Source organism: Neoroseomonas lacus, from assembly GCF_014644535.1.
Classification (GTDB): Bacteria; Pseudomonadota; Alphaproteobacteria; order Acetobacterales; family Acetobacteraceae; genus Neoroseomonas; species Neoroseomonas lacus.
The window spans coordinates 83,561-98,738 of the sequence record NZ_BMKW01000010.1; the positions used below are offsets into that span (position 1 = coordinate 83,561).

Consider the following 15,178-nt stretch of genomic DNA (forward strand, 5'->3'; position numbering starts at 1 on the left):
GGCAGGAAGATGCTCCGGTACCCTGCCCGCTCCATTCGCCGGATTTCCAGCGAACGGAGCGGACAGGCAGTCCACAGAAAACAACGGCCGGTGACTCGAGAACGAGGTCCGCAGGACGTCGGCATCAGGCCCCTGGGGCAGGCTGCGTTCCCATCCGTTCACGTCGCCTGCCCCCGGTACTTTTTGGCGGGCATCTTCACGCGTTCAGATGATTCCATCCGGACGCGGTCTGCCCTGGGCCGCCGCCGGACCGCCCCGGCGCGCCATCAGCCGGCTTGCCGGCCTTTCGCTGACATAGGCGATGTCGGCGAAGCCCCGCAGCCTTGCTTCCACACTCTCGAAGGCGGCGCGCTGGCTGCCGGTCAGCGGCGCCTGCGGCGTGTTCTGCCGATGCGCGAGATACCGCGCCAAGGTTCCCGCCCCGCGCCGATGCGCTGCGGCGACCATGGCACCCTCGGTCAGCGTGAGGCTCGACCCGTCCATCAGGGTGATGTTCTCGCCGACCGCGGCCAGCGAGCCGCCGCGGTCGAGGATCGTCTCCTGGCGCGCCAGGAACGCCGTCATCGCCGCCTCTTGCGCGGCGGGGTTGGCGAGGAAGCTCTCCTCATCGGTGACGCCCTGGCGCGCAGCGGCGGCGGTCCAGCCGCCATCCGCGTCCATCCAGCCGATGTCGCGCAACGCCATCGGCACGAACTGGTACCGCCCCAGCGCGCCGGAGGATGGGTTGCGCAGCCCATAGCCATCCTGCGCGTGTTCGGCGCTGCGCTCGGCCTGGGCGATGCGCTCCCGGAAATCCGCATTGGCCTGGGACGACCATGCGGTTGGACCGGCATGGGCGGAGGCCGGCCTCGGCTCTACCACGCGGGCGATGACCGGCGTGGCAGTGGGCGCCGGGCCGCGCGCGACGGCCGGCTGCACCGTGGCCGGTACGCTGCGCGCCGGGCTGGGCGTGGCGGCCGGCGTTGCGCGCGCGAGCGCCGGCTTGAAGTCGCGATGCTTCGGTGCCCGCGCGCGCTCGGCGGCCGGCGTGGTCGGTGCTGCGGCCTGGCGGGTGACGGGGCGGTTCGGCATGACCGGCACATTCTGCCGGTGAAAGCGTCAATGAGAGGTGAGCGCCCGCCTGGCCCCGCTCAGGACCGCGCCGGCGTCTCGTCTTCCTCGGAGGGTCCGTCGTCAAGCCACACCAGACGCACGCCGCGGTCGGCGAGCCGCGCCACGCCATCGACCACGCCCGGTCCGCTCGGCCGTTCGGGGTGGTTGGTGTGGGCAATCACCACGTCGCCATCGCGCGCGGCCGCGATGCGGGTGGCGACCCGCGCGGCGGGCAGCGACGCACCGTCATCGCCATTGAGGGAGAAGCCGGCGACGCGAAAACCCATGGCGCGGATCGCCGCCAGCGCGGCCGGGCTGTAGAGCGCCGTCGCCCCCCGGAACCAGGCGGGGGATGGAGCGCCGATGGCGCGAAGGGCGTCGGCGCCACCGGCGACCTCGGCCTGCACCGCCTCGATCGTGCCGGCAACCGGGATGCCGTAGATCCGCCCGCCGCCGAGCACCGCCGGGACATGGCGCGCGCCGTGATTCTGCAGGGCAAACAGGTCGGACCGCTCGCGCAGCAGGGTGACGATGTCAGGGTTGGCGTGCAGCCAACGCGCGGTGACGAAGACGGTTGCCGGCAGGCCGAGGCGGATCAGCCCGCCCAGCACGCGCAGGTCGGCGCGACCTGAACAGGCATCGAGCGTGAGAGCGACGCGAGCCGGCCCGCCGGGGCTGGGGGTGAGGCGCAGGCGGGGCATCAGCAGCGCTTCCGCCCGTGCCGGGCCGGCCGCGAAGCAGGCGGGTGCCACGGCCGCGGCGAGGAGGACGCCGCGCCGGCCGAGGGCGGGCGGGCAGCACTGGCACATGGGTGCCTCCGGATGGGCAGGGCGGCGGGCGTAGCACCGGCCCCGGAGTTGGTCGATGATCCATCGCATGGACACGGATGACTGGCCCGCCGGCGCCGCCCTGACCTTGGCCGAGGTGCCCGCCCCCGGCTTCCGGGCCGAGATGGCGGGCCATATCCACGCCTTCCATGGGCGAACGGTGCCCTTCGAGGCGCGGCGCTTCGACGTCGCGTTGCGCGATGCGCGGGGGCGACTGCTCGCCGGGGTGGCCGGGGTGATGAGTTGGGGTTGGCTCTTCATCGAGGCCGCCTGGGTCGACGAGGCGCTGCGCGGCCAGGGTGCGGGGCGGCGGCTGATGGCGCGCGCGGAGGGGCATGCGCGGGCGCAGGGGTGCCACGCCGCCTGGCTGGACACCTTCCAGGCGGAGGGGTTCTACCGGGCGCTCGGCTATGAGCCGTTCGGCGTGCTGGAGGATTACCCGGCGGGGCAGCGGCGGGTCTTCATGCGCAAGCGGCTCGCGTAAGCCCTAGATCCAGCGCCGCACCCGGCCGCGATAGGCTGCGTAGGCCGCGCCGAAGCGGGTGGCGAGGTAGGCTTCCTCCTTCGCCACCACCAGCCGGTCGAGCAGGAAATGGCCCGCCACCAGCGACACCCAGCCCCACAGGTCGCCCCAGCGCAGCGCGAAGCCCAGCATCGCGAGCAGGAAGCCGAGATAGATCGGGTTGCGGCTGAAACGGTACGGCCCGGCCTCGACCATGGTCGTGTCGGGCTTGTCGGGGCGCGGGTCGTTTCCGGCGCGCACCATGACCAGCAGCGCCCAGCCGATCAGCGCCAGGGCGACGAACAGCAGCAGGGCGCCGGCCTCGGGCAGCGGCGGGCCGAGCGGGACCGGCAGCAGGCGATGCAGCACCCAGGCGCCGGCCAGCAACAGCCCGACCATCAGCGGCGGCGGCAGGCGCACGCCGGGGCCTTCGTCGGGCGCAGTCATCGGCTCAGGCGTCCTCGCGCGCGGGCAGGCGCATCCAGCCGGGGATGCGCGGGGTGACCAGCGCCTCGCCAGCGCGGAAGGGCGCGCGGTCCAGCGCATCGAGGCGCAGCAATGCCAGCCCCTGCCCGTCCCGGCCCGAGCGCATCTCGCCCACCGTCGCACCCGCGGCATCGGTCAGCGCGGCGCCATGGGCGGGCATCTCGCCCTCGACATCCACCGGCACCAGCCGCCGCTTCAGCAGCCCGCGATAGCGCGTCCGCGCCGTCAGCTCCTGGCCCATGTAGCAGCCCTTGGTCCAGGAAATGCCGGCCAGCTCGTCGAAGCCGCCTTCCAGCAGGATCGATTTCTCCGCCTCCAGGTCATGCGACCCGTCCGGCAGGCCGAGCGCGAGACGGTGGCGGTCGTAATCCTCGGCGCTCGCATCCGTGGGCAGCCCGGTTTGGTTCAGCACGCGCCAACCGGCCTCGGCCAAGCGCGGGTCAGGCACCGCGATGGCGGCCTCGGCTGGCGCCGCGCCCCAGGCGGCATGCACCGACCATTCATCCGAGGCATCGCGCAGCGTCACCTTGGAGCGCAGCCGAAACCGCGACAGCCGCTGCACCATGGCCGGAACCTGGGCGCGCTCGGCATCCAGCAGCAGGACCTCGCCCGCCGGGATGACGAAGAAGTCCGCCAGCCACTTGCCTTGCGGCGTCAGCAGCGCGGCCCAGGCGGCGTGCCCCGGCGGGATGGCGGCCACGTCGTTGGAGACGAGGCCCTGAAGGAAGGCGATCCGGTCGGGGCCGGCCAGCTCCAACACGCCTCGGTCGGGAAGCAGGGCGATTGACATGGATCAACAGGTGAGGCGGATCGGGCCGCGCTGCAACCTCCCCCCCGCCGCGCAGGCATGGTAAGCGCCGCTCGTGCGCATACTGTTCATCACTTCGACCCGGATCGGCGATGCCGTGCTGTCCACCGGGGTCATCGACCATCTGATGCGGGCGCATCCCGATGCGCGCTTCACCATCGCGGTCGGCCGCGTCGCCGAGGGCGTGTTCTCGCGCATGCCGCAGCTCGACCGCCTGATCCCGATCGAGAAGAAGCGCTTCGGCCTGCATTGGCTCGGCCTGTGGGCGAGCGTGGCCTTCACGCGCTGGGACCTGGTGGTGGATCTGCGCGGCTCGGCGATCGCCTGGCTGCTGCTGGCGAAGCGTCGCGCGGTGATGCGCGGTGGCCGGCGGGCCGGGCATCGGCTGCTGCATATCGCGGCCACGCTCGGGCTGAGCCCGGCACCGCGCCCGGTCGCGTGGTTCGGGCCGGCGGAAGCAGCGCGGGCCGAGGCACTGTTGCCGGCCGGCGGGCCGGTGCTGGCCTTGGGTCCGACGGCGAATTGGGTGCGCAAGGTCTGGCCGGCGGATCGCTTTCTGACACTCGCAAGGCTGCTGACCGGGCCGGGCGGGGCGCTGGAAGGCGCGCGCATCGCGGTGCTGGGCGGGCCCGGCACACAGGAGCGCGAGATGGCCGCCGTGGTGCTGTCCGGCCTGCCGGGGGCGATCGACCTGGTGGGCGCGCTCGACCTGCCGGAGGCCGCGGCCGTGCTGGCACGCTGCGCGCTGTTCGTAGGCAATGATTCGGGGCTGATGCATCTCTCGGCCGCGACGGGGACGCCAACGGTCGGGCTGTTCGGGCCAACGCCGGCCGCGGAATACGCCCCGGTGGGCGCCTGCGCGCTCGCCGTGCTGGCCAAGGGGCCGCCGGGTGCGGCGCCGATGGGCGCGCTGCCGGCGACACGGGTGGCGGAACAGGCCGCGGCGCTGCTGGCGCGGGCGGACCGGGAGCAGGCGGCATGAGCGCGCCGCGTCTCTCCGCCCTGATCGTTGCGCGCAATGAGGAAACACGGCTGCCCGATTGCCTTGCCTCAGTCGCCTTCGCCGATGAAGTCGTGGTGGTGCTGGACCGTAGCACCGATGAAAGTGCCGCCATCGCCGCCGTCGCCGGGGCGACGATCGTCGAAGGGTCATGGGAATTGGAGGGCGAACGCCGCAACGCCGGCCTCACTGCCTGTACCGGCGACTGGATCCTGGAAGTCGATGCGGATGAGCGCGTGAACCCTGCGCTGGCGGCAGCGATCCGCACCACCATCGCGATCAGCACCCATGCCTGGCATCAGGTGCCGGTCGACAACTACGTGGGCGACCGATTGATCCGGTTCGGCTGGGCGGGGTCCTTCGGGACCACCTCCGTCCCGCGCCTGTCGCGGCGCGGGGCCAAGCATTGGCGGGCGCAGAGGGTGCATCCGGGGCTCGACTGGACCGGGCAGGAAGGGCCGAAAATCACCGAGGGCGCGCTGGTGCATCTGGTCGATCGCGACATCTCGGACATGCTGCGCCGGCTCGACAAATATTCCTCGGCCAAGGCGGCGGACCTGCTTGCCAGCGGCAATATCGGCACGCTGCGCGCCAATGTGCGGCGATTTTTCTCGCGCGGGTTCAAATCCTATGTTTCGCGCAAGGGCTATCGGGAAGGCGGCTGGGGCGTGTTGCTCGCGCTGTGCACCGGGGCGTTTCCGCTGCTGTCCTATCTGAAGGCGGCACTCGAACCGGATCGCTACCGGTGAGGGTCGCGCAGGTGATCGCCGGCGCGCCGCATGGTGGGGCGGAGGCGTTCTACGAGCGGCTGTGCATCGCCTTGCATGCGGCGGGAACCGAGGTGCTGCCCATCATCCGCAGCGATGCGGCACGCGCCGCGCGGCTGCGCGCGGGCGGGCTGGCGCCGGTCGAACTCGGCTTCGGCGGGCTGTTCGACGTGGTGACCGGCGTGCGGCTGCACCGCGCGCTGACACGCTTCGCGCCGGCCGTCACGGTGGCCTGGATGAATCGCGCGGCGCGCTTCGCGCCGAAGGGAGACTGGACGCTGGTGGGGCGGCTCGGCGGCTATTACGACCTGAAGTACTACCGGCGCTGCGATCATCTGGTAGGCAATACCCGCGACATCGTCGGTTGGGTCATCGCCCAGGGCTGGCCGGCCAACCGCGTGCATTACCTGCCGAATTTCGCGGCCGACCTCGCCGGGGCGGCGCCGGCCGAACTGCCCGGCGCGACGCGGTTGCTCGCCATGGGGCGGCTGCATCGCAACAAGGGCTTCGACATCGCGCTGCGAGCGCTGGCGCTGCTGCCGGGCGCGCATCTGTCGATCGCCGGCGAAGGGCCGGAACGCGGCGCGCTGGAGACGCTGGCACGCGACCTTGGCGTGGCCGATCGTGTCGGGTTCCTCGGCTGGCGGTCGGATATCGGCGCGCTGCTGGCGGCGTGCGACATCTTCGTCTGTTCATCGCGCCATGAGCCGCTGGGCAACATCGTGCTCGAGGCTTGGTCGGCCGGTCGGCCGGTTGTCGCCGCCGCGGCCCAGGGGCCGAGCGAACTCATCACCGATGGGGAAACCGGCCTGCTGGTGCCGGTCGAGGATGCCGAGGCGCTGGCCGCCGGCATCGGCAGCCTGACCGACGACCCGCAGCGCGCCGCGCGCCTCGCCCAGCAGGGCCGCGCCGCCTATGAGCGCGACTTCACCGAAACCGCCGTGGTGGCGCGCTGGCGCGGCTTCCTGGTGGACGTCGCCCCCCGGCGAAAGGCAGCCTGAAACCATGTGTGGCATCGCCGGCCTCGCGCTGAAATCCGGACAGACACCCTCGGCCACCGTGCTGGAGGCAATGACCAACGCGCTGGCGCATCGCGGCCCGGATGGGGCGGGGCATCATGTGCAGGGGCATGTCGCGCTGTCGCATACGCGCCTCGCCATCATCGACCTGGTGACCGGCGACCAGCCGCTGCATGCCGGGCCAGCCAGCCTGGTCGGCAATGGCGAGGTCTATAATTACCGCGAATTGCGCATGGAGAATCAGCTCGCCTGCGCGACCGGGTCGGATTGCGAACCGCCACTGCATCTGTACCGCCGCGACGGTGCCGGCTTCGCCGAGACGCTGCGCGGCATGTATGCCATTGCCATCCATGACCGTGCCGCGCGGCATGTCGTGTTGGCGCGCGACCCCTTCGGCATCAAGCCGCTGTACATGGCCGAGACGCAGCAGGGCATCGCCTTCGCCTCCGAACCGCAGGCGCTGATTGCCGCTGGGCTGGTGGCGCCGTCACTGCGCGAGCCGGCGCTGCATGAGCTGCTGCAGCTGCAATTCACCACGGGCGCGGAGACGATCTTTCAGGGAATCACGCGGCTGCTGCCGGGCGAGACAGTGGTGATCGCCGACGGCCGGATCGTCGAGCGCCGCCGCCGCGTCGCGCTGCCGGACGGCGGGCCGGAGGTCATCACCGAGGAAGCGGCGATCGCGCGGCTCGACGCGGCCTTCGAGCAATCCGTCGACCTGCATCAGCGGTCTGACGTGCCCTATGGGATGTTCCTCTCGGGCGGGACGGATTCGGCGGCCGTGCTGGCAATGATGGCGCGGTTGAACGACCGCCCGGTGCTCGCCTTCACCGCCGGCTTCGACGTTGCCGGCGCGGCCGATGAGCGCGAGGCCGCCGCGCATGCCGCCCAGGCCGCCGGGGCGCGGCATGTGACGCTGAACGTCTCCCGGCAGGAGGTGTTCCGCCACCTGCCCGAGATCGTCGCCTGCATGGACGACCCGGTGGCGGATTACGCCATCATCCCGACCTGGTTTCTGGCGCGGCGCGCGGTGCAGGAGGTGAAGGTCGTGCTCTCCGGAGAGGGCGGCGACGAGATCTTCGGCGGCTATGGCCGGTATCGCTCGGCAATGCGGCCGTGGTGGATGGGCGGCAAGGCGATGCGCGCACATGGCGCCTTCGACCGGCTCGACGTGCTGCGCGCACCGCCGCGCTTCTGGCGCGACGGCATCGAGGCCGCCGCGGCGGCGGCCGCAAGCCCGGGCCGGACGCGGCTTCAGGCCGCGCAGGCCCTCGATGTCGCGGATTGGCTGCCCAACGACCTGCTGACCAAGCTCGACCGCTGCCTGATGGCCCATGCGGTGGAAGGACGCACGCCGTTCCTCGACAGCGGCGTCGCGGCCGCGGCCTTCCGCCTGCCGGATGCGATGAAGGTGCGCGACGGACAGGGCAAATGGGTGCTGCGGCAATGGCTCAAGCAGCATTTCCCGGCCAGCGAGCCGTTCCGCAAGAAGCAGGGCTTCACCGTGCCGGTCGGCGCCTGGATCGCGGAGGCCGCCGACAAGCTCGCCCCGCTGGTCGCAGCGCAGCCAGGGGTGGCGGCGATCGCCGAGCCCGACCGCATCCTGCCGCTGTTCCGCGCGGCCGCCGGTAAGCGCGAGGGCTTCGCCGCCTGGCACCTGCTGTTCCATGCGCTGTGGCACAAACGGCATGTCGAGGGTGTGACCGCGCAGGGTGACGTGCTCGCCTTTCTGGCAGAACGCTGAGCATGGCCAAGGACAAGACCAGCTTCGTCTGCCAGGCCTGCGGCGCCGCCTATCCGAAATGGCAGGGCCGCTGCGATGCCTGCGGCGAATGGAACACCCTCGTTGAGGAAGCGCCCACGCCGCGCGGCCCCGGCCCGGCGGCCAAGGCGGGCGGCGGGCGGCGCGTGGAATTCGTTGGGCTCAAGGGGCATTCCGCGCCGCCGCCGCGCATCCCGACCGGCATCGCCGAACTTGACCGCGTGTTGGGTGGCGGGCTGGTCGCGGCGTCGGCGATCCTTGTCGGCGGCGATCCGGGCATCGGCAAGTCCACCATCCTGTTGCAGGCGGCCGCCCGCGTGGCCGCCGCCGGGCGGCGCGTGTTGTATGTATCGGGCGAGGAAGCGGTCGAGCAGGTGCGGCTGCGCGCCGCCCGGCTCGGCCTGACGGAAAGCCCGATGGGACTGGCCGCCGCGACCGCGCTGCGCGACATCGTCGCTAGTCTCGAACAGGAGACCGATGCCGCGCTGGTGGTGATCGATTCGATCCAGACGGTGTGGCTCGATGCGCTCGATTCCGCACCGGGCACCGTGGCGCAGGTGCGCGCCTGCGCCGCCGAGCTGATCCGCCTGGCCAAGGCGCGCGGCTTCGCCATCGTGCTGGTCGGGCATGTGACGAAGGAAGGGACGCTGGCCGGGCCGCGCGTGCTGGAGCACATGGTCGACGCGACGCTGTATTTCGAAGGCGATCGCGGCCACCAGTTCCGCATCCTGCGCGCGGTGAAGAACCGCTTCGGCGCCACTGACGAGATCGGCGTCTTCGAGATGACCGGCACCGGGTTGATGGAGGTCGCCAATCCTTCCGCGCTGTTCCTCGCCGAACGACGCGGCAATGTGGCGGGGTCGGCGGTGTTCGCGGGCATCGAGGGCACGCGGCCGGTGCTGGTGGAGATCCAGGCGCTGCTCTCGCCCAGCAATGCGGGCGGGTCGCCGCGACGGCAGGTGGTGGGCTGGGATTCAGGGCGGCTGTCGATGCTGATGGCGGTGCTGGAGTCGCGCTGCGGCATGTCGCTCGGGCAGAACGACGTCTACCTGAACATCGCCGGCGGGTTGCGCATCGCCGAGCCCGCCGCCGACCTCGCCGTGGCCGCCGCGCTGGTCTCGGCCGCGACCGACCGGCCGACCGACCCCGACCGCGTCTATTTCGGCGAGGTCGGGCTGTCGGGCGAGGTACGCCAGGTCTCGCAGGCCGAGGCGCGGCTGCGCGAGGCGGCCAAGCTGGGCTTCGGCCGGGCCACCCTGCCCCGTCGCGTCGCCCGTGGCGGCAAGGCGCAGGCACCGCCGGAGGGCATGGCGCTGGCCGAGATTGGGCATCTCGCGGACCTCGTTGCGGTTTTCGCAGAGCAGACCGTCAAGCCGCGCAAGGCCGGCGGGTGACGCGGCCATGACGCGCCGCTATAGGGGGGCGCCATGAACTGGGTTGATGCCGCTTTCATCGGGGTCGTCGTGATCTCGGCCGCCGTCGCCTATTTCCGCGGGCTGGTGCGGGAAGTGCTGAGCCTCGGCGCCTGGATCGGCGCGGCGGGCGTGGCTTTCCTGGCGCGCGAGCCGCTGCGGCCGCATGTCTCGGCCTGGATCGAACCGCCGGTCCTGGCCGATGCGGTCGGCACCGGCGCGGTGTTCCTGGTGGTGCTGGTGATCCTGAAGATCATCACCAACATGATCGCCGATCGCGTGCAGGATTCCATGCTCGGCGGCATCGATCGCGTGCTCGGCCTGGTCTTTGGTGCGGTGCGGGGTGCTTTCGTGCTGGTGCTTGCCTATATCCTGGCCGGGATGTTCGCCCCGGAGACGAGCACCTGGCCCACCGCCGTGAAGGATTCCCGCGGGTTGCCCATCGTCGCCGACGCCGCGCGCCGGCTGGTCGAGAAGGTGCCCGAAGCCTACCGGCCGCGCCTGGTGGAAGCCCCCGGGCCGGGCGGCCCGACCGTTGATGACCTGCTGCGTCCCCCCGCGCGCAGCCGAAACTGAGGACCACCATGCGCCCCACCATCGACCAGGACGACGACAAGCCGCATGAGGAGTGCGGTGTCTTCGGCGTGTGGAACGGGGGCGATGCCGCCGCGCTCACCGCGCTCGGGCTGCATGCCTTGCAGCATCGCGGGCAGGAAGCCGCCGGCATCGTCACGCTCGACGAGAAGGGGCTGTTCCACGCGCATAAGGGCCTCGGCCTGGTGGGCGACAATTTCGGCGAGGCAAAGGTGATCGCCTCGCTGCGCGGCGGGGCCGCCGTTGGCCACAACCGTTATGCGACCACGGGCGAGACGGCGCTGCGCAACGTGCAGCCCTTGTATGCCGATTTCGAGTTCGGCGGCTTCGCGGTAGGGCACAACGGCAACCTGACCAATGCCGCCGCGCTGAAACGCGCGCTGGTGCGGCGCGGCTGCCTGTTCCAATCGACCACCGATTCCGAGGTGTTCATCCACCTCATCGCCATCAGCCTGTATTCCACCGTGCTCGACCGGCTGATCGACGCGCTGAAGCAGGTGCAGGGTGCCTATTCACTGGTCGCGCTGCATAACGGCGCGCTGATCGGGGCGCGGGACCCGCTCGGCGTGCGGCCGCTGGTGCTCGGTCGGTTGGCCAATGGCGGGTATGTGCTGGCGTCGGAGACCTGCGCGCTCGACATCGTGTCGGCGGAATTCGTGCGCGACATCGAGGCGGGCGAGATCGTCATCATCAACGATGAGGGCGTGCGTTCCGTGAAGCCCTTCGGGCGCCACGAGAGCCGCTTCTGCATCTTCGAATACATCTATTTCGCGCGGCCCGATTCCGTGATGGAGGGCACGCCCGTCTATGAGACGCGCAAGCGGATCGGCGCCGAGCTCGCCCGCGAATCCGGCGTCGAGGCCGATGTGGTGGTGCCGGTGCCCGATTCCGGCGTGCCTTCGGCGATGGGCTACGCGGCCGAGGCCGGCATCCCCTTCGAACTCGGCATCATCCGCAACCACTATGTCGGACGCACCTTCATTGAGCCGACCGACCAGATCCGCAACCTCGGCGTGAAGCTGAAGCATTCGGCGAACAAGCCGATGCTGGAAGGCAAGCGCGTCATCCTGGTGGATGACTCGATCGTGCGCGGCACCACCTCGCGCAAGATCGTCGAAATGGTGCGCGCGGCCGGGGCGAAGGAGGTGCATATGCGCGTCTCCTCCCCGCCGACGACGCATTCCTGCTACTATGGCATCGATACGCCGGAACGCTCGGAACTGATGGCGGCCAAGCACGACATGGCGGAAATGGCCCGCATTATCGGTGTCGACAGCCTGGCGTTCATCTCACTCGACGGGCTGTATCGCGCGCTGGGCAAGCCAGGGCGGGACGCATCGAAGCCGGATTTCTGCGACGCCTGCTTCACCGGGGATTACGCGATCCCGCTGACGGATTGGCAGAGCAATTCAGACAAGCAGCTGTCGCTGTTGCAGCCCGCCGGGCAGTAGCCAGAAAGGGGCTTTGCCCCTTTCCGTGCGCGCCTACTTTTGCTGCGCAGACGATCATTCGCGGGCGGAGCCCGCCTCCGCCCGCATTTCCTTGAGGCTTCCATGACCGACACCCCTGCCCGCGTCGCGCTGATCACCGGCGCCTCCCGTGGCATCGGCGCCGCCGTCGCCATCGAACTCGGCCGGCGCGGCGTGCAATGCGTGCTTGTCGCGCGCACGCAGGGGGGGCTGGAGGAGACGGATGATGCCATCCGTGCCGCCGGGGGCCCTGCGGCGACGTTGTTCCCGCTCGATTTGCAGAAGCGGGCGGCGGACATCGACATGCTCGGCCCGTCGGTCGTGGCGCGGTTCGGGCGGCTGGACATTCTGGTGCATGCGGCGGGAGCGCTGCCGAAGCTGACGCCGGTCGCACATATCGAGCCCCGCGATATGGATGAATCGATCGCGGTGAACATGGCGGCGACCTGGCGGCTGATCCGCACCTGCGACCCGCCGTTGCGCGCCGCGCCGGCCGGCCGGGCGGTGGTGCTGACCGATGCGGTGGCGACGGCGCCGGGCGCCTATTGGGGCCTGTATGGCGCGGCCAAGGCGGGGATGGAGTATCTGGTCCGCTGCTGGGCAGCCGAGACCGAGGCGTCCGCGCTGCGCGTGAACCTGGCCGATCCGGGGGCGGTGGCGACGCGGCTGCGCGGCCATGCCTTTCCGGGGCAGGAGCCGGAGCGGATGGCGCGCCCGGCCGATGTCGCGCCGGCCATCGCCGCGCTGTGCGAGGCGGGCGAAACGCGGCATGGGGCGCTAGTTCTGGCTCAGGCCAATACCCACTGAGGCCCCTGGGGTGGGGATGAGCGCGCGCGCCGCCGCCTCGGCCGCCGCCGCCCCGAATTGGGGCGGCGGTGGGTAGGGCGGCGCCGGCACCAGCACCTCGACAGTGCCCTGGGGGGGGTCGGGCGGCGGGGTGGGCGCCGGCTCCAGCGCGCGGGCGATGCGGCGCGGCCAGCCGATGCGGTTGTTGTCCTGGGCCTCGGTGAGGGTGGAGGGGCCGTTGGCGACGCCGCGATAGGGCGGCCAGGCGGCGGGCGGCACGGTCCAGCAATCTACCGCGCCGAGGCTACGGGTGCACATGGGCGGGGGCGTGGGGGCCGGGTCCTGGCCGCAATAGGCCTCGCCCCGGCCGATGCGGGCGATCGAACAATCCTCGCCGGTGACCAGCGAGACGATCGAATCGCCTGTGGTGCGGCCGAAGGCGCGCAGGGAGACGGCCTCGACCACCGCGGGGATGGCGATGAGCGGCGCGCCGGGGGCGCCGACGGCCGCGCATCCGGCCAAAAGCAGCATGAGGGGCAGCAGGATCCGGCGCATGAGGGGCAGGTAACCCCGAACGGGCTTAACGCCTTGCCAACGGGAGGCTATGGTCCGGCCCCTTTTCCAGGACGGCCGCGCCGGCCGGCAGCCCAGGGGTGCCTGACTTTGCCCGACATTTTCGACGAGGTGGAGGAAGATCTCCGCGCCGAACGCGCCCGGAAATTCTGGTTGCGCTTCAGCACGCCGATCTTCGCCGCCCTCCTGCTTGTTCTTGCCGGCGTTGGCGGCTGGCAAGGGTGGCATTGGTACCAGACCCGCCAGCAGACGGCCGCCGCCACCGCCTTCATGGCCGCCCATCGCGCCGCCGAGGCGGAAGGTGCCGACCTGGCCGTCATGGCGACGCGCTTCGAGGCGCTGACCGCGGAGGCGCCGGAGGGCTATCGCGTCATCGGCCTGCTGCGCGCCGCTGCGCTGAAGGCCGAGGTGGGCGACCGCGACGCGGCGCTGGCGCTGTATGACCGCGTGGCGAACGATACGGCGGCCGATCCGGTCTATCGCAATCTCGCCGCACTGATGTGGGTATTGCGCTCGATGGACACCGCCGCCCCCCCCGTGCTGACCGCCCGCCTCGCCCCGCTGATGAGCCCGGAGGCGCCGTTCAGCGCCTCAGCGCGGGAATTGGCGGCGCTGGTGCAGCTCAAGGCCGGGCAGCGCGACGAAGCGCGCCGGTCCTTCGAGGCGCTGGCCGGCGATGTGACCGCGCCGCAGGCGATCCGCGACCGTGCCGGGCGCGTCGCCTCGGGGCTCGCCTCGTGACCGGCGGGGCGATGACGCGCCGGGGCGCGCTGTTCGGCGCGGCCGCCTTGCTCGGCGGCTGCGACACCCTCAGCGACTGGTTCGGCGAACGCCGGGAGCGCTTTCCGGGCGAGCGCCGCTCGATCCTCGACATTCCCGAACGGAGCCTGCGGGCCGATACGGCGGCGCAGGGCGCGGCCGTCGCCCTGCCGCCTTCCGTGCCTCGGGCCGACTGGCCGGTGGCCGGCGGCGATGCGCCCCATTCGGGCGGGCATATCGCCTTCGGGCCGGGCCTGGCCCGGACCTGGAGCGCCGGGTTCGGCAGCGGCAACGCCTATCGCCGCCGGCTGCTGGCCGGGCCGGTGGTGGCCGGCGGGACCGTCTATGTCTCCGATGCGTTGGGGGCGGTCTCGGCCTTCGATGTCGCCACCGGCAATCGCCGCTGGCGGCGCGACACCGACCGCACCAATGACGATGACGGCACGATGGGCAGCGGCTTGGCGGTGAGCGGCGAGACCCTGTTCGTCGCCACCGGCCTTTCGGAATTGCTCGCCTTCAACGTGGCCGATGGTTCGGTACGCTGGCGTGTCGACCTGCCCGCCCCGGCCCGCGGTGCCCCCGCGGTCGCTGGCGGAACGGTGTTCGTGCCGACCGTTTCGAGCACGCTGGTCGCGTTGTCCGCCGAGGACGGGGCGCGGAAATGGACGCATCGGGCAGCGCCGAATCCGACCCTGCCGCTCGGCCTCGGCACGCCGGCGGTCGATGGCGAGGTGGTCGTGGCCGGCTTCCCCTCCGGCGAATTGATCGCGCTACGCGCCAATGACGGGCGCGTGCTGTGGACCGAGAGCCTCGCGGCCGCGGGCGGCGGCGCGCTGTCGGATATCGCGAGCGTGCGGGCGCGCCCGGCGGTCGCCAATGGCCGCGTCGTCGCGGTCGGCATGGGCGGCCTGACCATTTGCGTTGACCTGCGGTCGGGCCGGCGGCTGTGGGAGCAGGAATCGGGCGGCCCGGTGGGCGCCTGGATGGCCGGCGACTGGGTCTTCCTGGCCAATGACGCCGGCCAGGTCGCCGCCTTGGAGCGCGAGAGCGGCCAGGTGCGCTGGGCGACCTCGCTGCGCGCGGCACCCGAGGACGGCAAGCCGCCGCCGCGGATCGAGTTGTCGAGCCCCATCTTGGCGGGCGGGCGGCTGCTGGTCGGCACCTCGGCCTCGGAACTGGTCTCGCTCGACCCGACGAATGGCGAGGTTTCGGCCCGTCTGCCGCTGCCGTCGGGGCTCACGCTGCAGCCGGTGGTCGCCGGTGGGCTGCTGCTGGCGAGCACCGATGACGCGACGCTGCTTGCCTTGTCGGGCGGCGGCTGA

The 15,178-nt window shown here is 71.6% G+C and carries 16 protein-coding genes; 11 read left to right on the forward strand and 5 right to left on the reverse strand.

All coding sequences use genetic code 11. The features are described from left to right. Positions 1-204 precede the first annotated feature (204 nt). Positions 205-1,071, reverse strand: coding sequence for a hypothetical protein (locus IEY36_RS19745; RefSeq protein ID WP_188969951.1), 867 nt, complete (start codon positions 1,069-1,071; stop codon positions 205-207). A gap of 59 nt (positions 1,072-1,130) precedes the next feature. Next, positions 1,131-1,901 (reverse strand): polysaccharide deacetylase family protein, encoded by a 771-nt coding sequence (locus tag IEY36_RS19750; RefSeq protein ID WP_188969959.1) that lies wholly within the window; start codon positions 1,899-1,901, stop codon positions 1,131-1,133. A gap of 55 nt (positions 1,902-1,956) precedes the next feature. Between IEY36_RS19750 and IEY36_RS19755 the strand changes: the two genes are divergently transcribed. After that, positions 1,957-2,403: a GNAT family N-acetyltransferase gene (locus IEY36_RS19755; protein WP_229681439.1), complete on the forward strand. Its 447-nt coding sequence runs from the start codon at positions 1,957-1,959 to the stop codon at positions 2,401-2,403. Positions 2,404-2,406: 3 nt separating this feature from the next. Here IEY36_RS19755 and IEY36_RS19760 read toward each other — a convergent pair whose 3' ends face one another. Beyond that, positions 2,407-2,868 (reverse strand): methyltransferase family protein, encoded by a 462-nt coding sequence (locus tag IEY36_RS19760; protein WP_188969961.1) that lies wholly within the window; start codon positions 2,866-2,868, stop codon positions 2,407-2,409. A gap of 4 nt (positions 2,869-2,872) precedes the next feature. Further along, entirely contained in the window at positions 2,873-3,697 is an 825-nt protein-coding gene (gene ygfZ, locus IEY36_RS19765) for a CAF17-like 4Fe-4S cluster assembly/insertion protein YgfZ (protein WP_188969963.1), read from the reverse strand. Positions 3,698-3,770: 73 nt separating this feature from the next. On the opposite strand from ygfZ, the gene IEY36_RS19770 reads away from it, so the two are divergent. From IEY36_RS19770 to IEY36_RS19805, 8 genes are all read left to right on the forward strand, one after another. Beyond that, positions 3,771-4,697, forward strand: coding sequence for a glycosyltransferase family 9 protein (locus IEY36_RS19770; protein ID WP_188969965.1), 927 nt, complete (start codon positions 3,771-3,773; stop codon positions 4,695-4,697). Then, positions 4,694-5,464: a glycosyltransferase family 2 protein gene (locus IEY36_RS19775; protein ID WP_188969967.1), complete on the forward strand. Its 771-nt coding sequence runs from the start codon at positions 4,694-4,696 to the stop codon at positions 5,462-5,464. The genes IEY36_RS19770 and IEY36_RS19775 overlap by 4 nt, the downstream gene beginning before the upstream one ends. After that, positions 5,461-6,483: a glycosyltransferase gene (locus IEY36_RS19780; RefSeq protein ID WP_188969969.1), complete on the forward strand. Its 1,023-nt coding sequence runs from the start codon at positions 5,461-5,463 to the stop codon at positions 6,481-6,483. The genes IEY36_RS19775 and IEY36_RS19780 overlap by 4 nt, the downstream gene beginning before the upstream one ends. A gap of 4 nt (positions 6,484-6,487) precedes the next feature. Next, positions 6,488-8,245, forward strand: a complete 1,758-nt coding sequence (gene asnB / locus IEY36_RS19785; RefSeq protein WP_188969971.1) for an asparagine synthase (glutamine-hydrolyzing) — start codon at positions 6,488-6,490, stop codon at positions 8,243-8,245. Positions 8,246-8,247: 2 nt separating this feature from the next. Next, positions 8,248-9,657 carry a DNA repair protein RadA gene (gene radA / locus IEY36_RS19790; RefSeq protein ID WP_188969974.1) on the forward strand — a complete coding sequence of 470 codons (1,410 nt, stop codon included), beginning with the start codon at positions 8,248-8,250 and terminating at the stop codon, positions 9,655-9,657. Positions 9,658-9,690: 33 nt separating this feature from the next. Further along, positions 9,691-10,251, forward strand: coding sequence for a CvpA family protein (locus IEY36_RS19795; RefSeq protein WP_188969976.1), 561 nt, complete (start codon positions 9,691-9,693; stop codon positions 10,249-10,251). Between the two features lie 8 nt (positions 10,252-10,259). Beyond that, positions 10,260-11,720, forward strand: a complete 1,461-nt coding sequence (purF, locus tag IEY36_RS19800) for an amidophosphoribosyltransferase (protein WP_188969978.1) — start codon at positions 10,260-10,262, stop codon at positions 11,718-11,720. Between the two features lie 102 nt (positions 11,721-11,822). Beyond that, positions 11,823-12,545, forward strand: a complete 723-nt coding sequence (locus IEY36_RS19805; RefSeq protein ID WP_188969980.1) for an SDR family NAD(P)-dependent oxidoreductase — start codon at positions 11,823-11,825, stop codon at positions 12,543-12,545. Here the strand turns inward: IEY36_RS19805 and IEY36_RS19810 are convergent. Continuing rightward, positions 12,516-13,055 carry a hypothetical protein gene (locus IEY36_RS19810; protein WP_188969982.1) on the reverse strand — a complete coding sequence of 180 codons (540 nt, stop codon included), beginning with the start codon at positions 13,053-13,055 and terminating at the stop codon, positions 12,516-12,518. The two genes, IEY36_RS19805 and IEY36_RS19810, sit on opposite strands and share 30 nt — an antisense overlap. Before the next feature lie 132 nt (positions 13,056-13,187). Between IEY36_RS19810 and IEY36_RS19815 the strand changes: the two genes are divergently transcribed. Continuing rightward, on the forward strand, positions 13,188-13,838 hold the full coding sequence (locus IEY36_RS19815) for a tetratricopeptide repeat protein (protein ID WP_188969984.1): 651 nt from the start codon (positions 13,188-13,190) through the stop codon (positions 13,836-13,838). Between the two features lie 11 nt (positions 13,839-13,849). Next, entirely contained in the window at positions 13,850-15,178 is a 1,329-nt protein-coding gene (locus IEY36_RS19820; protein WP_188969986.1) for an outer membrane protein assembly factor BamB family protein, read from the forward strand.